18 protein-coding genes and 1 pseudogene are annotated in these 14,917 nt (G+C 67.2%); 4 read left to right on the top strand and 15 right to left on the bottom strand.

Annotated features, from left to right (window positions below):
- Nucleotides 1-104 precede the first annotated feature (104 nt).
- From thiL to hisG, 4 genes are read right to left on the bottom strand one after another with little or no spacing between them, the layout of a single operon-like run.
- A complete protein-coding gene (gene thiL / locus PYV00_RS09650) occupies nt 105-947 on the bottom strand; it encodes a thiamine-phosphate kinase (RefSeq protein WP_275228054.1) in 843 nt (280 codons plus the stop codon).
- A 26-nt stretch (nt 948-973) separates the two neighbouring features.
- A complete protein-coding gene (nusB, locus tag PYV00_RS09645) occupies nt 974-1,417 on the bottom strand; it encodes a transcription antitermination factor NusB (protein ID WP_275228053.1) in 444 nt (147 codons plus the stop codon).
- On the bottom strand, nt 1,414-2,706 hold the full coding sequence (gene hisD, locus PYV00_RS09640; protein WP_275228052.1) for a histidinol dehydrogenase: 1,293 nt from the start codon (nt 2,704-2,706) through the stop codon (nt 1,414-1,416). Before hisD ends, nusB begins: the two co-directional genes overlap by 4 nt.
- Complete coding sequence (gene hisG / locus PYV00_RS09635) at nt 2,706-3,362, bottom strand: ATP phosphoribosyltransferase (protein ID WP_275228051.1); 657 nt, start codon at nt 3,360-3,362, stop codon at nt 2,706-2,708. Before hisG ends, hisD begins: the two co-directional genes overlap by 1 nt.
- Nucleotides 3,363-3,418: 56 nt before the next feature.
- Here hisG and PYV00_RS09630 point away from each other — a divergent pair, with 56 nt between their 5' ends.
- The gene (locus PYV00_RS09630; RefSeq protein ID WP_275228050.1) at nt 3,419-4,480 is read left to right on the top strand and encodes a DUF2332 domain-containing protein; all 1,062 of its coding nucleotides are present in this window, start codon (nt 3,419-3,421) and stop codon (nt 4,478-4,480) included.
- Between the two features lie 81 nt (nt 4,481-4,561).
- Here PYV00_RS09630 and PYV00_RS09625 read toward each other — a convergent pair whose 3' ends face one another.
- Nucleotides 4,562-4,834, bottom strand: a complete 273-nt coding sequence (locus PYV00_RS09625; RefSeq protein ID WP_275228245.1) for a BolA family protein — start codon at nt 4,832-4,834, stop codon at nt 4,562-4,564.
- 39 nt (nt 4,835-4,873) lie between these two features.
- Between PYV00_RS09625 and PYV00_RS09620 the strand changes: the two genes are divergently transcribed.
- A complete protein-coding gene (locus PYV00_RS09620) occupies nt 4,874-5,464 on the top strand; it encodes a J domain-containing protein (protein ID WP_275228049.1) in 591 nt (196 codons plus the stop codon).
- A 3-nt stretch (nt 5,465-5,467) separates the two neighbouring features.
- Here PYV00_RS09620 and PYV00_RS09615 read toward each other — a convergent pair whose 3' ends face one another.
- The 9 genes and pseudogenes from PYV00_RS09615 to PYV00_RS09575 form a co-directional block, all read right to left on the bottom strand.
- Nucleotides 5,468-5,929, bottom strand: a complete 462-nt coding sequence (locus tag PYV00_RS09615; protein ID WP_275228048.1) for an SRPBCC domain-containing protein — start codon at nt 5,927-5,929, stop codon at nt 5,468-5,470.
- 12 nt (nt 5,930-5,941) lie between these two features.
- The gene (locus PYV00_RS09610; RefSeq protein ID WP_275228047.1) at nt 5,942-6,607 is read right to left on the bottom strand and encodes a glutathione S-transferase family protein; all 666 of its coding nucleotides are present in this window, start codon (nt 6,605-6,607) and stop codon (nt 5,942-5,944) included.
- A 109-nt stretch (nt 6,608-6,716) separates the two neighbouring features.
- On the bottom strand, nt 6,717-7,208 hold the full coding sequence (locus PYV00_RS09605) for a VOC family protein (protein ID WP_275228046.1): 492 nt from the start codon (nt 7,206-7,208) through the stop codon (nt 6,717-6,719).
- Nucleotides 7,205-7,831 carry a glutathione S-transferase family protein gene (locus tag PYV00_RS09600; protein WP_275228045.1) on the bottom strand — a complete coding sequence of 209 codons (627 nt, stop codon included), beginning with the start codon at nt 7,829-7,831 and terminating at the stop codon, nt 7,205-7,207. The genes PYV00_RS09605 and PYV00_RS09600 overlap by 4 nt, the downstream gene beginning before the upstream one ends.
- A 59-nt stretch (nt 7,832-7,890) precedes the next feature.
- Complete coding sequence (locus tag PYV00_RS09595; protein WP_275228044.1) at nt 7,891-8,691, bottom strand: VOC family protein; 801 nt, start codon at nt 8,689-8,691, stop codon at nt 7,891-7,893.
- A 2-nt stretch (nt 8,692-8,693) separates the two neighbouring features.
- Nucleotides 8,694-9,080, bottom strand: coding sequence for a DUF1428 domain-containing protein (locus tag PYV00_RS09590; RefSeq protein WP_275228244.1), 387 nt, complete (start codon nt 9,078-9,080; stop codon nt 8,694-8,696).
- Nucleotides 9,069-9,434: pseudogene (locus PYV00_RS09585) on the bottom strand (DUF1428 domain-containing protein); the annotation flags it as partial. The pseudogene PYV00_RS09585 and the gene PYV00_RS09590, both read right to left, overlap by 12 nt.
- A 4-nt stretch (nt 9,435-9,438) precedes the next feature.
- On the bottom strand, nt 9,439-10,119 hold the full coding sequence (locus PYV00_RS09580; protein WP_275228043.1) for a glutathione S-transferase family protein: 681 nt from the start codon (nt 10,117-10,119) through the stop codon (nt 9,439-9,441).
- A gap of 16 nt (nt 10,120-10,135) precedes the next feature.
- Nucleotides 10,136-10,564 (bottom strand): VOC family protein, encoded by a 429-nt coding sequence (locus PYV00_RS09575; protein WP_275228042.1) that lies wholly within the window; start codon nt 10,562-10,564, stop codon nt 10,136-10,138.
- Nucleotides 10,565-10,655: 91 nt separating this feature from the next.
- Between PYV00_RS09575 and PYV00_RS09570 the strand changes: the two genes are divergently transcribed.
- Both PYV00_RS09570 and cobS read left to right on the top strand, forming a co-directional pair.
- Nucleotides 10,656-11,366 (top strand): winged helix-turn-helix transcriptional regulator, encoded by a 711-nt coding sequence (locus PYV00_RS09570; protein ID WP_275228041.1) that lies wholly within the window; start codon nt 10,656-10,658, stop codon nt 11,364-11,366.
- A 56-nt stretch (nt 11,367-11,422) separates the two neighbouring features.
- The gene (gene cobS / locus PYV00_RS09565) at nt 11,423-12,415 is read left to right on the top strand and encodes a cobaltochelatase subunit CobS (protein ID WP_275228040.1); all 993 of its coding nucleotides are present in this window, start codon (nt 11,423-11,425) and stop codon (nt 12,413-12,415) included.
- A gap of 65 nt (nt 12,416-12,480) precedes the next feature.
- On the opposite strand, the gene PYV00_RS09560 is transcribed toward cobS, so the two are convergent.
- Entirely contained in the window at nt 12,481-14,916 is a 2,436-nt protein-coding gene (locus tag PYV00_RS09560; protein WP_275228039.1) for a putative bifunctional diguanylate cyclase/phosphodiesterase, read from the bottom strand.
- Nucleotide 14,917: the final 1 nt, after the last annotated feature.

Genomic DNA, 14,917 nt, shown 5'->3' with positions numbered 1-14,917 from the left:
GGCCGAGGCAAGCACAATTCCCGGTCTTTTGCCGGTCATGAAGGGCGATACTGCCAGCAGCGGCTTGCCGTGCTCGCGGCCCCCGCTCGCTGCGGGGCCGGCTTTCAGTGTTCGTAGCCGAGCCCGGCTTCGCCCACGTCGATCCCGTCGAGCGTCAGCGGCGCGGCGCCCGGCGGCGCGAGCAGGCCGATTCGCGTTGCCGGGACGGGCAGGGCGGCCTCGGGCGGCGCGGTGAACAGCAACTGGTAATCGTCGCCCCAGCGCAGCGCGTCGTCACGCCGCGCCTCGGGCGCGGCGATGGGCACGGCCATGCGCGCGATGTCGATGCTCACGCCGCTGGCGCGCGCGAGGCGCCAGGCATCGAGCAGCAGGCCGTCCGAAACGTCCATCATCGCGCTGACATGCGGGGCGAGCGCCTGCCCCTGGCCCAGCAGCGCGACGGGGCGGCGATAGGCCAGCGAATCGCCGCCAGTGCCGTCGCGCAGCGCCTCGAAGCCCATCATCGCCGCGCCGACCGGGCCGGTGATCCACAGCGCCTCGCCCGGCCATGCGCCATCGCGCCCCGGAACCGGCCGATACGTCGCCCGGCCGATCGCGGTAAGGCCCAGAACGCGCGCGCCGTTGCCGGCAACCGTGTCGCCCCCCAGCAGCGACGCGCCGTAATGCGCCAGCGCCGCGTCCAGCCCTTCCACGAACCGCGCGTCGTCATCCCCGCCCAGCGTATAGCCCAGCAGCACGCCCACCGGCTCGGCGCCTTTGGCGGCCAGGTCCGACATGTTCGTCGCCACCAGCTTCCAGGCCACGTCGGCCGCGTCCTGTCCGGGCAGGAAGTGCACCCCTTCGACCATGGCATCATGCGTCAGCACCAGCGTTTCGCCGCCCACTTCGAGCACCGCGGCATCATCGGCCAGACCGCGCGCCGCCGGATGCCAGGCGATCGCGCGCAACGCCGCGATGAAGGCATGCTCGCTGGTCAGCGAACCGCCTTGGCCACGGCATCGAGCACGCCGTTGACGAATTTCGCCTCGCGCGCGTCGAAGAAGGCGTGCGCGACGTCGAGGTATTCGCTGATCGCGGTGCCGGTGGTGATGTCCGGCCGGGCGAGCAGTTCATATGTGCCCGCGCGCAGGATCTGCAGCATGGTCTTGTCGAGCCGTTGCAGCGACCAGCCCTCGGCCAGCTTGCCGGCGATCAGCGCGTCGATCTCGTCACGCCGGGCCAGCGTGCCTTTCACCACATCGTCGAAGAAGGCGACCTCGGCATCGGCGTACTGGTCGTCGTCGATCTCGGCGCCCAGGCGGTGGCGGTGGAATTCGTCAAGCAACTGGGGTTGCGGCGTCGCCTCCATATCGTGCTGGTAGAGCGCCTGGACGGCGGCGAGGCGCGCGGCGGCGCGGGCCTTGGAACGGGCTTTCACAGGCCGAGTCTCACTTCGATCGAGCGCGCGTGCGCGGGAAGCCCTTCGGCATCGGCCAGCGCGATCGCCGCCGGACCGATCGCGGCAAGCGCCGCCTGGTCCAGCTGGATGAAGCTGGTGCGCTTCATGAAATCGAGCACCGAAAGGCCCGAGGCGAAGCGCGCGCGGCGGCCGGTGGGAAGAACGTGGTTGGGGCCGGCGATATAATCGCCCACCGCTTCGGGGGTGTGGCGGCCCAGGAACACGCTGCCGGCGTGGCGTATCCGCGCGAACAGCGCCTCGGGGTCGTCGGTGGCGATCTCGACGTGCTCGGCGGCCAGCGCATTGGCGAGCGCGGGGGCTTCGTCGAGGCTTTCCACCTCGATGATCACGCCGTGTCGGTTCCAGCTCTGATCGGCGACCCGCGCGGTTTCGAGCATGGCGATTTCCACGCCCACCCGATCGGCCACCGTATCGGCGAACAGCGCATCGTCGGTGATCAGGATGGATTGCGCGGCCGGATCGTGCTCGGCCTGGCTGAGCAGGTCGGTGGCGATCCATTCGGGATCGTTGTTGGCATCGGCGATGACCAGGATCTCGCTGGGCCCGGCGACCATGTCGATGCCGACGACGCCGTAAAGCTGGCGCTTGGCCTCCGCCACCCAGGCATTGCCCGGCCCGGTGACGACATCGACCGCACGGATACGCTGCGTGCCATAGGCGAGCGCGGCCACCGCCTGGGCGCCGCCCACGCGCCACAGCTCGTCCACGCCGGCCAGATAGGCGGCGGCCATGACCAGCGGATTGGTCTCGCCCCTGGGCGTGGGCGTCGTCACCACCAGCCGCTCGACCCCGGCGACCTTGGCGGGAATCGCGTTCATCAGCAGCGAGGAGGGATAAGCCGCCCGGCCGCCTGGCACATAGAGCCCGGCCGCATCGACCGGCCGCCACACCGCGCCCAGGCGGATGCCGGCGTCGTCGACATAGTCGCGGTTTTCCGGCTTTTGCGCTTCGTGGAAGGCGCGGATGCGCTGCGCGGCGAGTTCCAGCGCGGCGCGCAGATCGGGCTTGAGCGCTTCGAACGCCTCGCGGCATTCGGCCCGCTCGATCCGCCAGGCGGCATCGTCGGACAGCGAGTGCCCATCGAACCGGCGGGTCAGCTCGGCCACCGCTTCGTCGCCGCGATTGCGCACGTCGGCCAGGATCAGCGCGACGTCGCGCGCGACATCCTCGTCGCTTTCGCGCCGGTCGCGCACCAGGCGGCGGAAGGCTTGCGCGAAGCCGGAATCTTTGGTGGAGAGCCGCAGCATCAGGCCGCCACTCGCGCTTCGCTGACCAGCGCGCGGAACCGTTCGACCAGTTCGCCGACCCGCTCGTCGGTCTTGAGCGCGGCGCGGTTGACGATGAGGCGCGCAGAGATTTCAAGGATCGTGCTCGTTTCCACCAGCCCGTTCTCCTTGAGCGTGCGCCCGGTCGAGACCAGATCGACGATCCGGCTCGACAGGCCAAGGCTCGGCGCCAGTTCCATCGCGCCGTTGAGCTTCACCACCTCGGCCTGGATGCCCAGGCTTTCGAAGTGGCGGCGCGTGAGGTTGGGGTACTTGCTGGCGATGCGCAAGTGGCTGGGCATCGCTCCGCCATCGGCGCCGGCCGGCCCGGCGACCGAGAGCCGGCAATGGCCGATGGCGAGATCCACGGGCGCGTAGAGATCGGGATAGGCGAATTCCTCGACCACGTCGGACCCGACGATGCCGACTTGCGCGGCGCCGTGCGCCACGAACGTGGCCACGTCGAACGCGCGCACGCGGATCAGGCGCATGTCCGAATCCTCGCAGGCAAACGACAGCGCGCGGGATTTCTTGTCGTGGAACTCCGCTTCGGGCACGACCCCGGCGCGTGCCATCAGCGGCAGCGCCTCGTCGAGAATGCGCCCCTTGGGCACGGCGAAGGTCAGCGGATTGGGCATGGAGCGCGCATTTAGGCAGCCAAAGGCCAAAGGGCAACGACGAAAGGGCGGCGCGGATGGACGATGTGGCAAGCACGGGGGCACAGGCGGTGGCGCTGGCCTTCGCCAATCAGGTCGCTTACTGCCAAAGCAATGGCGCGAACGTGACCGCGCGCATCGTCGCGGCGCTGGGCGCGCTGCTTGACGATGCCGATGCCGGGCCGCTGCTGGCCCGCATCCGCGACTGGCCGGGCGCGCCGCTGGCGGACGGGCTGCCGTTGCGTACGGCCGGCGCGCTCCATTCGCTGCATCTGACCGGCCGCGAACCGGCATTGGCGGCGATCTATGCGGGCGAGCTGGCGGACGATGTGCGGATCGTGCGCGATGCGGTGCGTCGGCAAGGCGCGGCATTGCTGCCCTGGCTTGACGGTCCGCCCCAGACCAACGAGGCCGGGCGCTCGTCCAACTTCATCGCCGGCATGTTGTGGCTGGCGGCGCAAGGGCTGCCCGCGCGCTTCGAATGTTTCGAAATCGGATCGAGCGCGGGGATCAATCTGATGATTGATCGCTATCGCTATGATCTGGGCGGAATTATCGTGGGGCCGGAGCAGCCGGTGATCGCCTTCGCGCCGGAATGGCGCGGGCCTCCGCCCCCGCCAGGGCCGATCGCGATCGCCTCGCTGAAAGGCTGTGACGTCGCGCCAGTCGATCTGGCCGACCCGGAGCAGGCCCTGCGCTTGCGCGCCTATATCTGGCCCGAGCACGCGGTGCGTTTTGCCCGGCTGGAAGCGGCGATCGCCGCGGCGCGGCGGCGCCCGCCCGATCTGGTGGCGATGCGCGCGGCGGATTTCGTCGAGAAGCAGCTTGCCCGGCCGCAAGCGGCGGGGACGACGCGGGTGCTGATGCACTCGATCGTCTGGCAATATCTGCCCGAGGACGAGAAACGGCGGATTACCGAGGCGATGGAAGCGGCGGGCCGAAGCGCGACCGGCGATCGGGCGCTGGCGTGGATCGCGCTGGAGGCGAATCGCGAGCTGCTCCATCACGGGCTGACCGTGCGCTACTGGCCGGGCGGCGAGGAGCCGCGGCTGATCGCGGCCGCCCATGCCCACGGCGCGTGGATCGACTGGCGCGGCTGAGAGGCGTCGTGAAATGCGTGTTTTGGAGCGGGCCGGTGCCGCAGCGAAATGCGCTCTTCCGCGCATTTCCAGACGAATCCCCTATTCGCCGGGCGCGCGGGCCTTGATCGCCAGGGCGTGCACGCGCTGGCCGGGAATGTCGCCCAGCGAGGCATTGACCAGGCGCTGGCGCTGGAGGCGCGAGATTCCGGCGAACGCAGCGCTTTCGATCTCGATCGTGAAATGCGATTCGCCGCTGCCGTCATGCCCGGCGTGGCCATGGTGGCGCGCGCTGTCATTGATGATCTCGAGGCGGGTGGGGGCAAGGGCGTCGGTCAGCAGCCGCCGCATTTCCTGAGCTATTGGTCCGTTCATACCTTCCATTTACGCCATGCGCGCGCCATCTTGAAGCCGGTGAGCAATAATAGATTTCACGGGCGGCACGAATCGGACGGAAGGATGTGCGGATGGCCCGGCTGCGATGCGGCCGGGGAATTCCGCGCGCCTGGCGTGCGGCCATCGGGCTTCGACGGGCCGGGCGACTATCGCTGGTTCTGCCTGGATCATGTGCGGCAGTTCAATTCGGGCTACGACTATTTCGACGGGATGAGCGCGGAGGAAATCCTCGACGCGCAATCGCCGCTGCATGGCTGGGACAGCCAGAGCCGGGCCTTCCGGGCCGACGCGGCGGTCGACCGGATGCCGCGCTGGGCTGACTTCTCCGATCCGCTCGAAGCGATTTCCGCGCGGGCACGGGCGCATGTGAACCGCAAGCGCGCCGATCTGCACGCGGGCGTCGCCCGCTTCACCCCGGCCGAACGCCGCGCGCTCGAAACGCTGGGGCTGGATGGCGATACCGACCGGCGGGCGCTGCGCATGTGCTACACCCGGCTGGTGCGGCAATATCATCCCGATCACAATGGCGGCGACCGCAGCCTTGAAGACCGCCTGCGCCGCGTGGTGGAAGCCTATCAGCTGCTGCGCAAGGCCCGCGCTTTCGCCTGAGGCTCAGGCGCGTTCATTCTCGCAGATAGCCGCGAGCTGCGCGGCGCAGGCCGCCCAGCCATCGACGAAGCCCATCTGCTCGTGGGTCTTGCGGTTTTCCTCGCGCCAGTGGCGGGCCGAGGCGGTGTAGCGCGTGCCTTCGCCTTCGGGCGCGATTTCCCAGATGCCGATCATGAAAGGGCCGGCGGGCTGGAAATCGCCGACAATGGCATCGGTGGTGACGAAGCGGCGGCCTTCGTCATAGGCCAGGAAAATGCCGTCCTGCGGCGCGACTTCGCCGTTGGGGCCGTACATCGTCATGCGGCAGGCGCCGCCCGGCCGGCGATCCTGTTCGTCGATCTCGACGCGCCAGGGCACCGGGCACCACCATTCCTCCTGCCGATGGGCCATGACGTCCCACACCTTGGCGGGCGGGGCGGCGATATAGCGCGTGACCGAAAGTTGGTTGGGCGTTTCATCAGACATCGTTGCTCTCCCTCAATCGCGATCGGGCGCGCCGAGCGGGAAGCCGGCGCGATAGGGGCGCGCATCCTCGACACAGCGCGCGACCGGCGGCAGGCTCAGCAGATGGGCGCGCCACTGGCGCAGGCGCGGGAACTGGTCCGCGATCGGGTGCACCCAATCGGCATAGAACAGCGCGGGCGCGGCGGCGCATTCGATCAGCGTGACGTGGTCGCTTGGCGGATAGAACCGCAACCAGCCTTCGAGCCAGGCATAGCTGCGTTCCAGCCGTTCGCGCGCCTCGGTAACGAGGGCCATGTCCGGGTTCTCCCGGTCGCGCAGATAGGCCCCGACGATGTCCTGCATGGCGTTCATGACGTAATTGTCGAACACCCGGTCCAGCATCCGCATTCCCGTCGCCGCGTCGGGATCGCCGGGAATGAGCATCTGCCTGGCCGCCTGATGGCTGGCGAGATATTCGATGATCGTCGTCGCTTCGAACAGCAGGTTCTCTCCGTCGGCGAGCACCGGGAACTTGCCGAGCGGCCCGGCCGACTGGACGACCGAGATATTCTCCGGGTGGTCCGGGTCGACGATCTGGAACGTGAACGGCACTTCGGCCGCGTAAAGCGCGATCAGCGCTTTCCAGGTATAGGACGAGAAGGGATGGCCATAGAGTTGCAGGGGCGATGTGTCGTTCAAGTTTGGCCTCCATCGGGCACGGTCAATGCTTCGGGAAAATGGCCATCGCGGTCTTCGAAATGGACGCCGCGACTGCCGCACCGGATGATCATGTGGTTCAGCGTGACGCTCACCCGGCCACGCCCTTGCGCGCCGCTTCGATCGTGGCGATGTCGATCTTGCGCATTGTCATCATCGCTTCCATCGCGCGCCGCGCGGCATCGCGATCGGGGTCGGACATCGCCTCGCTGAGCGCGCGGGGGGTGATCTGCCAGGACAGGCCCCACTTGTCCTTGCACCAGCCGCACTGGCTTTCCTGCCCGCCATTGCCGACGATCGCATCCCAGTAGCGGTCGGTTTCCGCCTGGTCCTCGGTCGCGATCTGGAATGAGAAGGCCTCGCTTTGCGGAAACGTCGGACCGCCGTTGAGGCCGATGCAGGCAATGCCCATGACGGTGAACTCGACGACGAGCACGTCCCCTTCCTTGCCGTCGGGATAGTCCGACGGGGAGCGCTGCACGGCGGTGACTGCGGTATCGGGAAAGACCGAGGCGTAGAAAAGCGCGGCTTCCTCGGCAGTGCCTTCATACCACAGGCAGATGCGGTTTTTGGGGAGGGTCATTTGCGCATTTCCTCGATCAAGGCGTTGTCCACCGCCTTGGCCGCCTTGTAGGCGGCGCGGGCCTGCAATCGCTCGGCATAGGCGACGAAGGCCTCGAGCGGCGGAATGATGCCGAACGTCAGCCCCCAATCCACCGTGCTGCCGACATAGACGTCCGCCATGGTGAAGCGTTCGCCGCAGACCCAGGTGCGACCTTTGAGGAAGCCGTCGAGCGTTGCGATCGCGCGTTCGAAGCTGCCCCAGCCGGCCATCGCCTCCTGATCGGGCGCGGGCTCGAAATGCAGCGCGCGCGATGTGATCGCCTGTTCGATCGGGCCGGCGGCGAACAGGGTCCAGCGGAAGTAGTCGGCGGTTTCGGCGTCGTTCGGCAGCAGGCCGGCCTCGGGATGCATCTCGGCCAGATAGAGGCAGATCGCCGCCGCCTCGGTCACGATCCGATCGCCGCCATCGGCATGGTGCACGATGGTCGGCACCTTGCCCATGGGATTGACCGTGAGGAACGCGGCCGGTTTGGCCTTCAGGTCGACCAGCACCTGCTCATAACCCGCGCCGGCCTCATGCAGTGCCCAGCGCGCGATCTGCCCGCGTGACATGGGATTGGTGTAGAAGGTGTAGTCGGCCATGAATCACTCTCCCCCGAAATGCGCGATAGCCGGAACATTTAAGGAACAAATGTCCCGCGTCAATCGCCTTTCGCGCCGACCAGGCCAAAGCCCGCGCCTTGCGGATCGAGGCAGACGATGATCCAGTCGCCCGTGGGCACTTCCATCGGGCCCATCAGCACCTTGCCGCCGTTGGCCTCGACCGCGCGCTGCGCCTCGGCGATCGAGGGGACGCCGAAATAGAACAGCCAGACCGCCGGCTGCTCCTCGTTCTGGCGCGGCATGATCGCGCCGAACCGGACGCCGTGATGGTCGATGAAGCAATAGTCGCCCATCGCGCCCATCGGCATCTTGTCGTTGAACGCGAAGTCGAAATGGCGGGCATAGAAGGCCATGGAGCCGGCCTGGTCGGGGCTGGCCAACTCGTTCCAGCGCACGCGCTGGGGCTCGTCCTCGGAAAAGACGTCGCTGGCCATGTCCCCCTGGCCTGGCGGCGGGGTCGGGTCCATGATGTAGATCGGCACGCCTTGCGGATCGGTCAGCATGGCGATGCGGCCGACCGGCAGGTCCATCGCCGGCATCTGCACCTTGCCGCCTTCGGCCTCGATCGCGGCGATCGCTGCATCGACATCGGAGACATGGAGATAGGGCATCCAGCACGGCCGGGCGCCGCCGCTGGTCATCGCCTCGGTCAACCCCAGCACGCCGCCGGCATGGCCGCCATCGCTGCGCGTGATCATGCGGTAATCCATGCCGCCCGCGCCGGGATCGGGCTCGGCCGCGATCGTCCAGCCGACGACGGCGCCGTAGAATCGCGCCGCCGCATCGGGATCGGGCGTCATCAGTTCATACCAGATGAAGGCGCCCACGGGATTGGCCATGTTCATTCTCCCAGAGTGACGATGGGCGTGAAGCCGCCATAGACCATGCGCTTGCCGTCGAACGGCATCACGAAGCCCTCGGGCGGCATCATGCTCTCATCGGATTGCATCTTTTCGGCGGCCGCGTCACATACTTCGCGCGAGGGCCATTCGATGTAGGAGAACACGACGTTCTCCTCCTCGCCGGCTTCGACCGAGCGGGCGAAATCGGTGATCTTTCCGGCGGGCACATCATCGCCCCAGGCCTCGATCACGCGGATCGCGCCATAGCCTTCGAACATCGGCCAGGCGTCCTGGGCCATCTTGCGGTAATCCTCGCGCCTAGCGTGAGGCACCGGCACGATGAAGCCCTGGACATAGGGCGCCGCCGATCGCGGGCCTTCCTCCACGATCGGCTCGAAGCCGCCATAGATCATGCGCTTGCCATCGAACGGCATCGGGTTGGCCGCGGGGTCCATCCGCGGATCGGTTTCCATCGCGGCCATCACGGCGGCCGATCCGCTTTCGCGCGTGGCCTTGTCGGGCCATTCGATCCAGCTGAACACCACGCTTTCGCTATCGGTGGCCTGGACCGCGCGGTAGAAATCGGTCTGCTGGCCGTGCGGCACGTCCTCGGCCCAGCATTCCAGGATGCGGGTGGCGCCATGCTCCATGAAGATGGCGTCGATCATCCGCGCGTGCTCGATGAACGCATCCTTGTTCGCGGTCGGCACGGCGATCACGAAGCCTTCGATATAGCTCATGGCATCATACTCCTGCGGGCGCCGGCGGCGCATGGGTGGCGAAAGGCGCAAGCTGCGCCGCGAGCGCGGTCTGGAAGGCGGGGCGGGCGGTGCAGCGTTCGAGGTAGGCGGCAAGCGTCGGGCGCTCATCCAGCAAGCCGCCCTTGGCCGCCTCGCGCAGCACCGTGGCCATGGCGATATCCGCGATCGAGAAGGAGCCCGCCAGCCAGTCGCCCTGGCCCAGCGCGGCGGCGAGCCGATCGAGCCGCTGGCCCAGCATCGCGATCAGCGAGGGGCGGCGCAGCGCGGCCCATTCCTCCTTGCGGGAGAAGATATCGACATTGCTCAGCTCGAACACCGAAGGCTCGATGCTGTTCAGCGCCGCCAGCAGCCAGCTCAGCACCGAAGCGCGGCCCTGGCCGCTCGACGGGAGCAGGCGCGCGCCCTTTTCGCCCAGATGGATCAGCGTGGCGCCGCTTTCGAAGATGGCGATATCGCCGTCGCGCAAGTGCGGCACCTGGCCCCAGGGCTGATCGCCGAAGTACCATTCGGGGCGCTGCACTGCGCTGATCAGGCGTTCGCGATAGGCCAGGCCCAGTTCCTCGCAGGCCCAGCGCGGCCTCAGGTCCCGCACGAACCCTTGCGCGAAGGGTGGAACCCAGTCGAACGCGGTGATCTCGATTGTCGCGTCGGGATCGATCGGCATATCGGCCTCTCCCCGATTATGCCGCGGCTTCGGCCGGCGGTCCGCTTTCGGCGGCGGCGGGGTCCATCCACATCGGTTCCCAGACGTGGCCGTCCGGGTCGGCGAAGCTGCGGCTCATCATGAAGCCGTGCTCCTGTACCGGGTTGACGTCGATGATGCCGCCGGCCTTGCCCGCCGCTTCGGCCATGGCGTTGACTTCGTCGCGGCTCTCGCAGCTCAGGCAAAGCGCGACTTCGCTCGATCCGGTGTCGGGGATCGGCCGGTCGGTGAAGGTGGCCCATTTGGGATGGGTCAGGATCATCACGAAGATGTTTTCCGACCAGACCATGCAGGCGGCGGTTTCGTCGCTGAATTTCGGCTCGTTCACGAAGCCGAGCGCTTCGTAGAAGCGCATCGACTTGCCCAGATCCACGACCGGCAGGTTGACGAAGATCATCCGATTCATTTCCGCTTCTCCTCTATCCTGTCCGCCCGGTTCACGGCTGGGGGCGAATCGTCTTGAACAAGGCTGGCAACGTGAGTTACAAAAAGCAACCATGAAGTTACGAAATGAAACTGAGGAAAGTCGAACGCACGGTAAATGGTATGACGACGCCTGCGGCGCGGCTTTCGCGATGGAACTGGTGGGCGAGCGCTGGTCGATCCTCGTCGTGCGCGAGCTAATGCTGGGGGGAAGGCGTTTCAGTGACATTCGGGCCAGCCTGCCCGGTATCAGCGCCAAAGTGCTGGCCGAGCGGCTGGCGACGCTGGAAAGCGCGGGGATCGTGATGCGCGCCCGGTCCGGGCCGCCGGCTTCGGTCCAGATCTATGCGCTGACCGACTGGGGCCGGGCGATGGAGCCGGTGCTGCAGGAACTGGGCCGCTGGGCGGTGCAATCGCCGATGCACAACCCGCGCCTGCCGCTCACGCCGGTCTCGCTGATGCTGTCGATGCGCACGATGTTCGATAGCGATGCCGCCGGGGGCCTGGCGATGACCGTGCTGTTCGAGGTGGGCGAGACGCGCTTCCTGGGCCGGCTGGGCGATGGGGAACTGGCGATCGAGCGGATCGGGCCCGAAGCGGTGGCCGCCGACGTGGGTTTCCGCGCGCCGGCGGCGGGCGATTTCCTGCCGGTGTTCTATGGCAAGCAGCCCCCCGAAACGCCGGGCCTGCGGCTGGAGATCACGGGCGATCGCGCGCTGGCCGGCCGGTTCCTCGATCTTTTCCGGCTGCCGCCCAAGCATTCGCACGGCTGCATCGTCGCTTGATCCGATCCGCAAAGCTTATTGCAGCGCAACGCGCCCGCCTGTAGGCGGTGCAGGCCATGAACGACACTCCGAACCTTCAGACGCAGAACCGCGACGCCACTGTCCTTGCCGCTCCCGACATCGAACTCGACGTTCGCGAGACGTTCGGCATCGATATCGACATGAAGGTGCCCGCCTTCAGCGAGGCGGACGAACGCGTGCCCGATCTGGACACGACCTATGTGTTCGACCCGGATACGACGCTGGCCATCCTGGCGGGCTTCGCCTTCAATCGCCGCGTCATGGTGCAGGGCTATCACGGCACCGGCAAGTCCACGCATATCGAACAGGTGGCCGCGCGGCTGAAGTGGCCGTGCATCCGCATCAACCTGGACGCGCATATCAGCCGTATCGACCTGATCGGGCGTGACGCGATCGTGCTGCGCGATGGCCTGCAAGTCACCGAATTCCGCGAGGGGCTGCTGCCCTGGGCGCTGCAGCACCCGGTCGCGCTGGTGTTCGACGAATACGACGCGGGCCGGCCGGACGTGATGTTCGTGATCCAGCGCGTGCTGGAAACCGAAGGCAAGCTGACGCTGCTCGACCAGAACCGGGTGATCCGCCCCAACCCCTTCTTCCGCCTGTTCGCCACGGCCAACACCGTGGGGCTCGGCGATACCTCGGGGCTCTATCACGGCACGCAGGCGATCAACCAGGGGCAGATGGACCGCTGGAACATCGTCGTCGGGCTCAATTACCTGCCCGCCGATGTCGAGAACCAGATCGTCGGTGCCAAAGTGCCGGGGATCGATCCCAAGATGATCGCCGACATGGTCAAGGTCGCCGATCTCACCCGGCAGGGCTTCATCAATGGCGATATCTCCACGGTGATGAGCCCGCGCACGGTGATCACTTGGGCGCAGAACACCGGCATCTTCAAGGATCCCGGCTTCGCCTTCCGCCTCTCGTTCCTCAACAAGTGCGACGAGACCGAGCGGATGCTGGTGGCCGAATACTACCAGCGCGTGTTCGGCACCGAACTGCCCGAAAGCGTCGTCGCCAAGGCCTGAGAGTCGGTTGCGAAATGCGCGGAAGGGCGCATTTCGTGGCGGCGCCGGCCCGCTCCCCACCCCGCTTACTTGCGTGATCGAATGCGGGAGGGGCCATCCTTGCCCGGCGGCACCGTGCCGTCGCCGGCCAGCCGCCGGCCTGCCGTCGCGCGGGAGCGTCGGTGTTCCGCGGGGATCTTGTGCGCGGGCATTGGCCGCGCGATGAGATAGCCCTGAACCTGCTGGCAGCCCATTTCGGCCAGCGTTGTCAGTTGCGCCTCTTCCTCCACGCCCTCGGCGATGGTCTCCATCCTGAACCGGCGCGCCAGCGTGAGCACGATGTCGACGATCGCGCGGCTTTCCGCGTTTACCGGCAAGTCCTGCACGAAGGACTGATCGATTTTGAGCTTGTCGAACGGGAAGCGGCGCAAGTAGTTCAGCGAGGAATAGCCGGTGCCGAAATCATCCAGCGCGATGCGCACGCCATGCGCGCGCAGGCGGTGGAGCGTGCGCAAGTGCATGTCGCATTCGTGCATCAGCAGCGTCTCGGTGATCTCGATCTCCAGCCGCCCGGGCGAGACACCGCTGGTCGCCAGCGCGCCGATGATCTGGCCCAGCAGCATTTCGCCGCGCATCTGCGCGGGCGAGACGTTGACCGCGATGGTCAGGTTCTCGTTCCACGTCGCGGCCTGCGCCAACGCCTCGCGCAGCACCCAGTCGCCGATATGGATGATAAGCTCGCTCTTTTCGGCCAGCGGAATGAAGATTTCCGGCGGCACCAGCCCGCGCGTCGGGTGCTGCCAGCGCAGCAGCGCTTCGTATCCGGTGATCCGGCGCGATTCGATATGATACAGCGGCTGGTATTCGAGGTGGAATTCGTCGCGCTCGATCGCGTGGCGCAAGTCCATCTCCAGGTTGCGGCGGTCCTGCCGCTCGGCCAGCAGTTCGGGATGGTATTCGATGCAGCGGCCGCGCCCGGTGAGCTTCGCTTCATACAGCGCAAGGTCGGCCGCGCGCAGCAGCGCGTCGCCGATCGCGCCGTGATCGGGCGCCACGGCCACGCCGATGCTGGCGCCCACGGGTATCGACCGCCCGTCGATCCGCGCCGGCGTCGCCAGCGCGGTGACGAGCCTGCGCGCGAAATCCATCACTCTGGCCACGCAGTCCGGGGATTCGACCAGCACGGCGAATTCGTCGCCGCCGATCCGCGCGACGGTGTCGCCCGGCATCGTCAGCGCGGCGATGCGCTGCGCCGCCTCGATCAGCACCATGTCGCCCATGCCGTGGCCGAGGCTGTCGTTGACCAGCTTGAACCCGTCGAGGTCTATGTAGAGGATCGCGCAGCGCGGTGGCTCGCTCCCGCCGGCGAACAGCGCGTCGAGCCGGGTGGTGAAGACGCCGCGATTGACCAGGCCGGTCAGGTTGTCCCGCGTGGCCATCGTGCGCACGCGCTGCTCGGCGGCGCGGCGCTCGGTGATGTCCTGCACGAAGCCGCGGTAGCCGGTATGCTCGCCATCCGGGCCGAACGTCGCGCAACCCGAAATCGACCACCAGCGCCGTTCGCCGTCGATCCTGATCGGCACGGTATGGTCGCGGAACCGGCTGAGGCTGCGCGCCACCGCCAGCATGTTGGCCAGTTCCGGGCCATGCTCGAACAAGTCGGCGGCGTGGACGCCTTCAAGCTGTTCCGCCGCGATGCCCAGCACTTCGCATAGCCGCTGCGAGGGACGCAGTAGCCGGCCTTCGGTATCGAGTTCCACCAGCCAGTCGCTGCCATGCTCGTCATACTGGTTGAGCAGGAGCTGGATGGTCTCGTTGGCCACTTTCAGGTTGCGCGTGCGCAGCCGGCGAGTGGCGAAAAGATAGTGGAGATTGAACAGCGCGTAATGGATGCCCAGCAGGAACAGCACGGTCATGAAGGCGATCTGGCCGCGATCGATCCCCGGCAGGGCCATCAGCCCGATCGCCATGCCGAGCACGACGATCATATTCGCCGCAAGGCCGACCAGCGGCAGCGAGATCGTGCTGAGAACGTCGAACAGGACCGCGATCGTGGCGAAGAACATGATCGGGCCGATGCTGGCCGCGTCTGCATGGCGCACCGCGACCCAGATCACGTAAGCCCAGACCAGTGCACGCACGAACAGGAAGACACGCACTGTATCGAGCCGCCGCAGCGCATCCTTCTCGACCGTGCGGAAGCGATGGCCGATGATCGCCTCGCCCGTGGAGATCACGATCAGCGCGGCGACCGCGATGGCCCACAGATGCGCCGGCGTGTCGCGAATGCACCAGATCGCGATGAGCGCACGGACGATGTCGGCGCTGATCCAGGGAAACAGCTCGAACTGCTGGAGCCGGCATCGCGCGTACCACTGCCGATCCCGCTCGGGCACGTCATGCCGGACGAGGTCAAGCCGGAAACCGGGCCATTGGCCCAGCCGGTGCAACCATCGTTGCTGAACCAGCGTCCTCAATCCGTTCCCCCACCAGCCGTCGCGCCAGCGATCTATGAACGACACG

Origin of the sequence: Novosphingobium album (ex Liu et al. 2023) (assembly GCF_029076845.1) — a bacterium.
GTDB lineage: Bacteria > Pseudomonadota > Alphaproteobacteria > Sphingomonadales > Sphingomonadaceae > Novosphingobium.
Note: the sequence above shows the minus strand (reverse complement) of the source record. Positions and strands in the feature narration are given on the sequence as shown.

Excerpts from the sequence above, each read along its gene's own strand:
- hisD (WP_275228052.1), bottom strand. The coding sequence starts at position 2,706 with ATGCTGCGGCTCTCCACCAAAGATTCCGGCTTCGCGCAAGCCTTCCGC.
- hisG (WP_275228051.1), bottom strand. The coding sequence starts at position 3,362 with ATGCCCAATCCGCTGACCTTCGCCGTGCCCAAGGGGCGCATTCTCGAC.
- PYV00_RS09630 (WP_275228050.1), top strand. The coding sequence starts at position 3,419 with ATGGACGATGTGGCAAGCACGGGGGCACAGGCGGTGGCGCTGGCCTTC.
- PYV00_RS09625 (WP_275228245.1), bottom strand. The coding sequence starts at position 4,834 with ATGAACGGACCAATAGCTCAGGAAATGCGGCGGCTGCTGACCGACGCC.
- PYV00_RS09615 (WP_275228048.1), bottom strand. The coding sequence starts at position 5,929 with ATGTCTGATGAAACGCCCAACCAACTTTCGGTCACGCGCTATATCGCC.
- PYV00_RS09605 (WP_275228046.1), bottom strand. The coding sequence starts at position 7,208 with ATGACCCTCCCCAAAAACCGCATCTGCCTGTGGTATGAAGGCACTGCC.
- PYV00_RS09600 (WP_275228045.1), bottom strand. The coding sequence starts at position 7,831 with ATGGCCGACTACACCTTCTACACCAATCCCATGTCACGCGGGCAGATC.
- PYV00_RS09595 (WP_275228044.1), bottom strand. The coding sequence starts at position 8,691 with ATGGCCAATCCCGTGGGCGCCTTCATCTGGTATGAACTGATGACGCCC.
- PYV00_RS09580 (WP_275228043.1), bottom strand. The coding sequence starts at position 10,119 with ATGCCGATCGATCCCGACGCGACAATCGAGATCACCGCGTTCGACTGG.
- PYV00_RS09575 (WP_275228042.1), bottom strand. The coding sequence starts at position 10,564 with ATGAATCGGATGATCTTCGTCAACCTGCCGGTCGTGGATCTGGGCAAG.
- PYV00_RS09570 (WP_275228041.1), top strand. The coding sequence starts at position 10,656 with ATGAAGTTACGAAATGAAACTGAGGAAAGTCGAACGCACGGTAAATGG.
- cobS (WP_275228040.1), top strand. The coding sequence starts at position 11,423 with ATGAACGACACTCCGAACCTTCAGACGCAGAACCGCGACGCCACTGTC.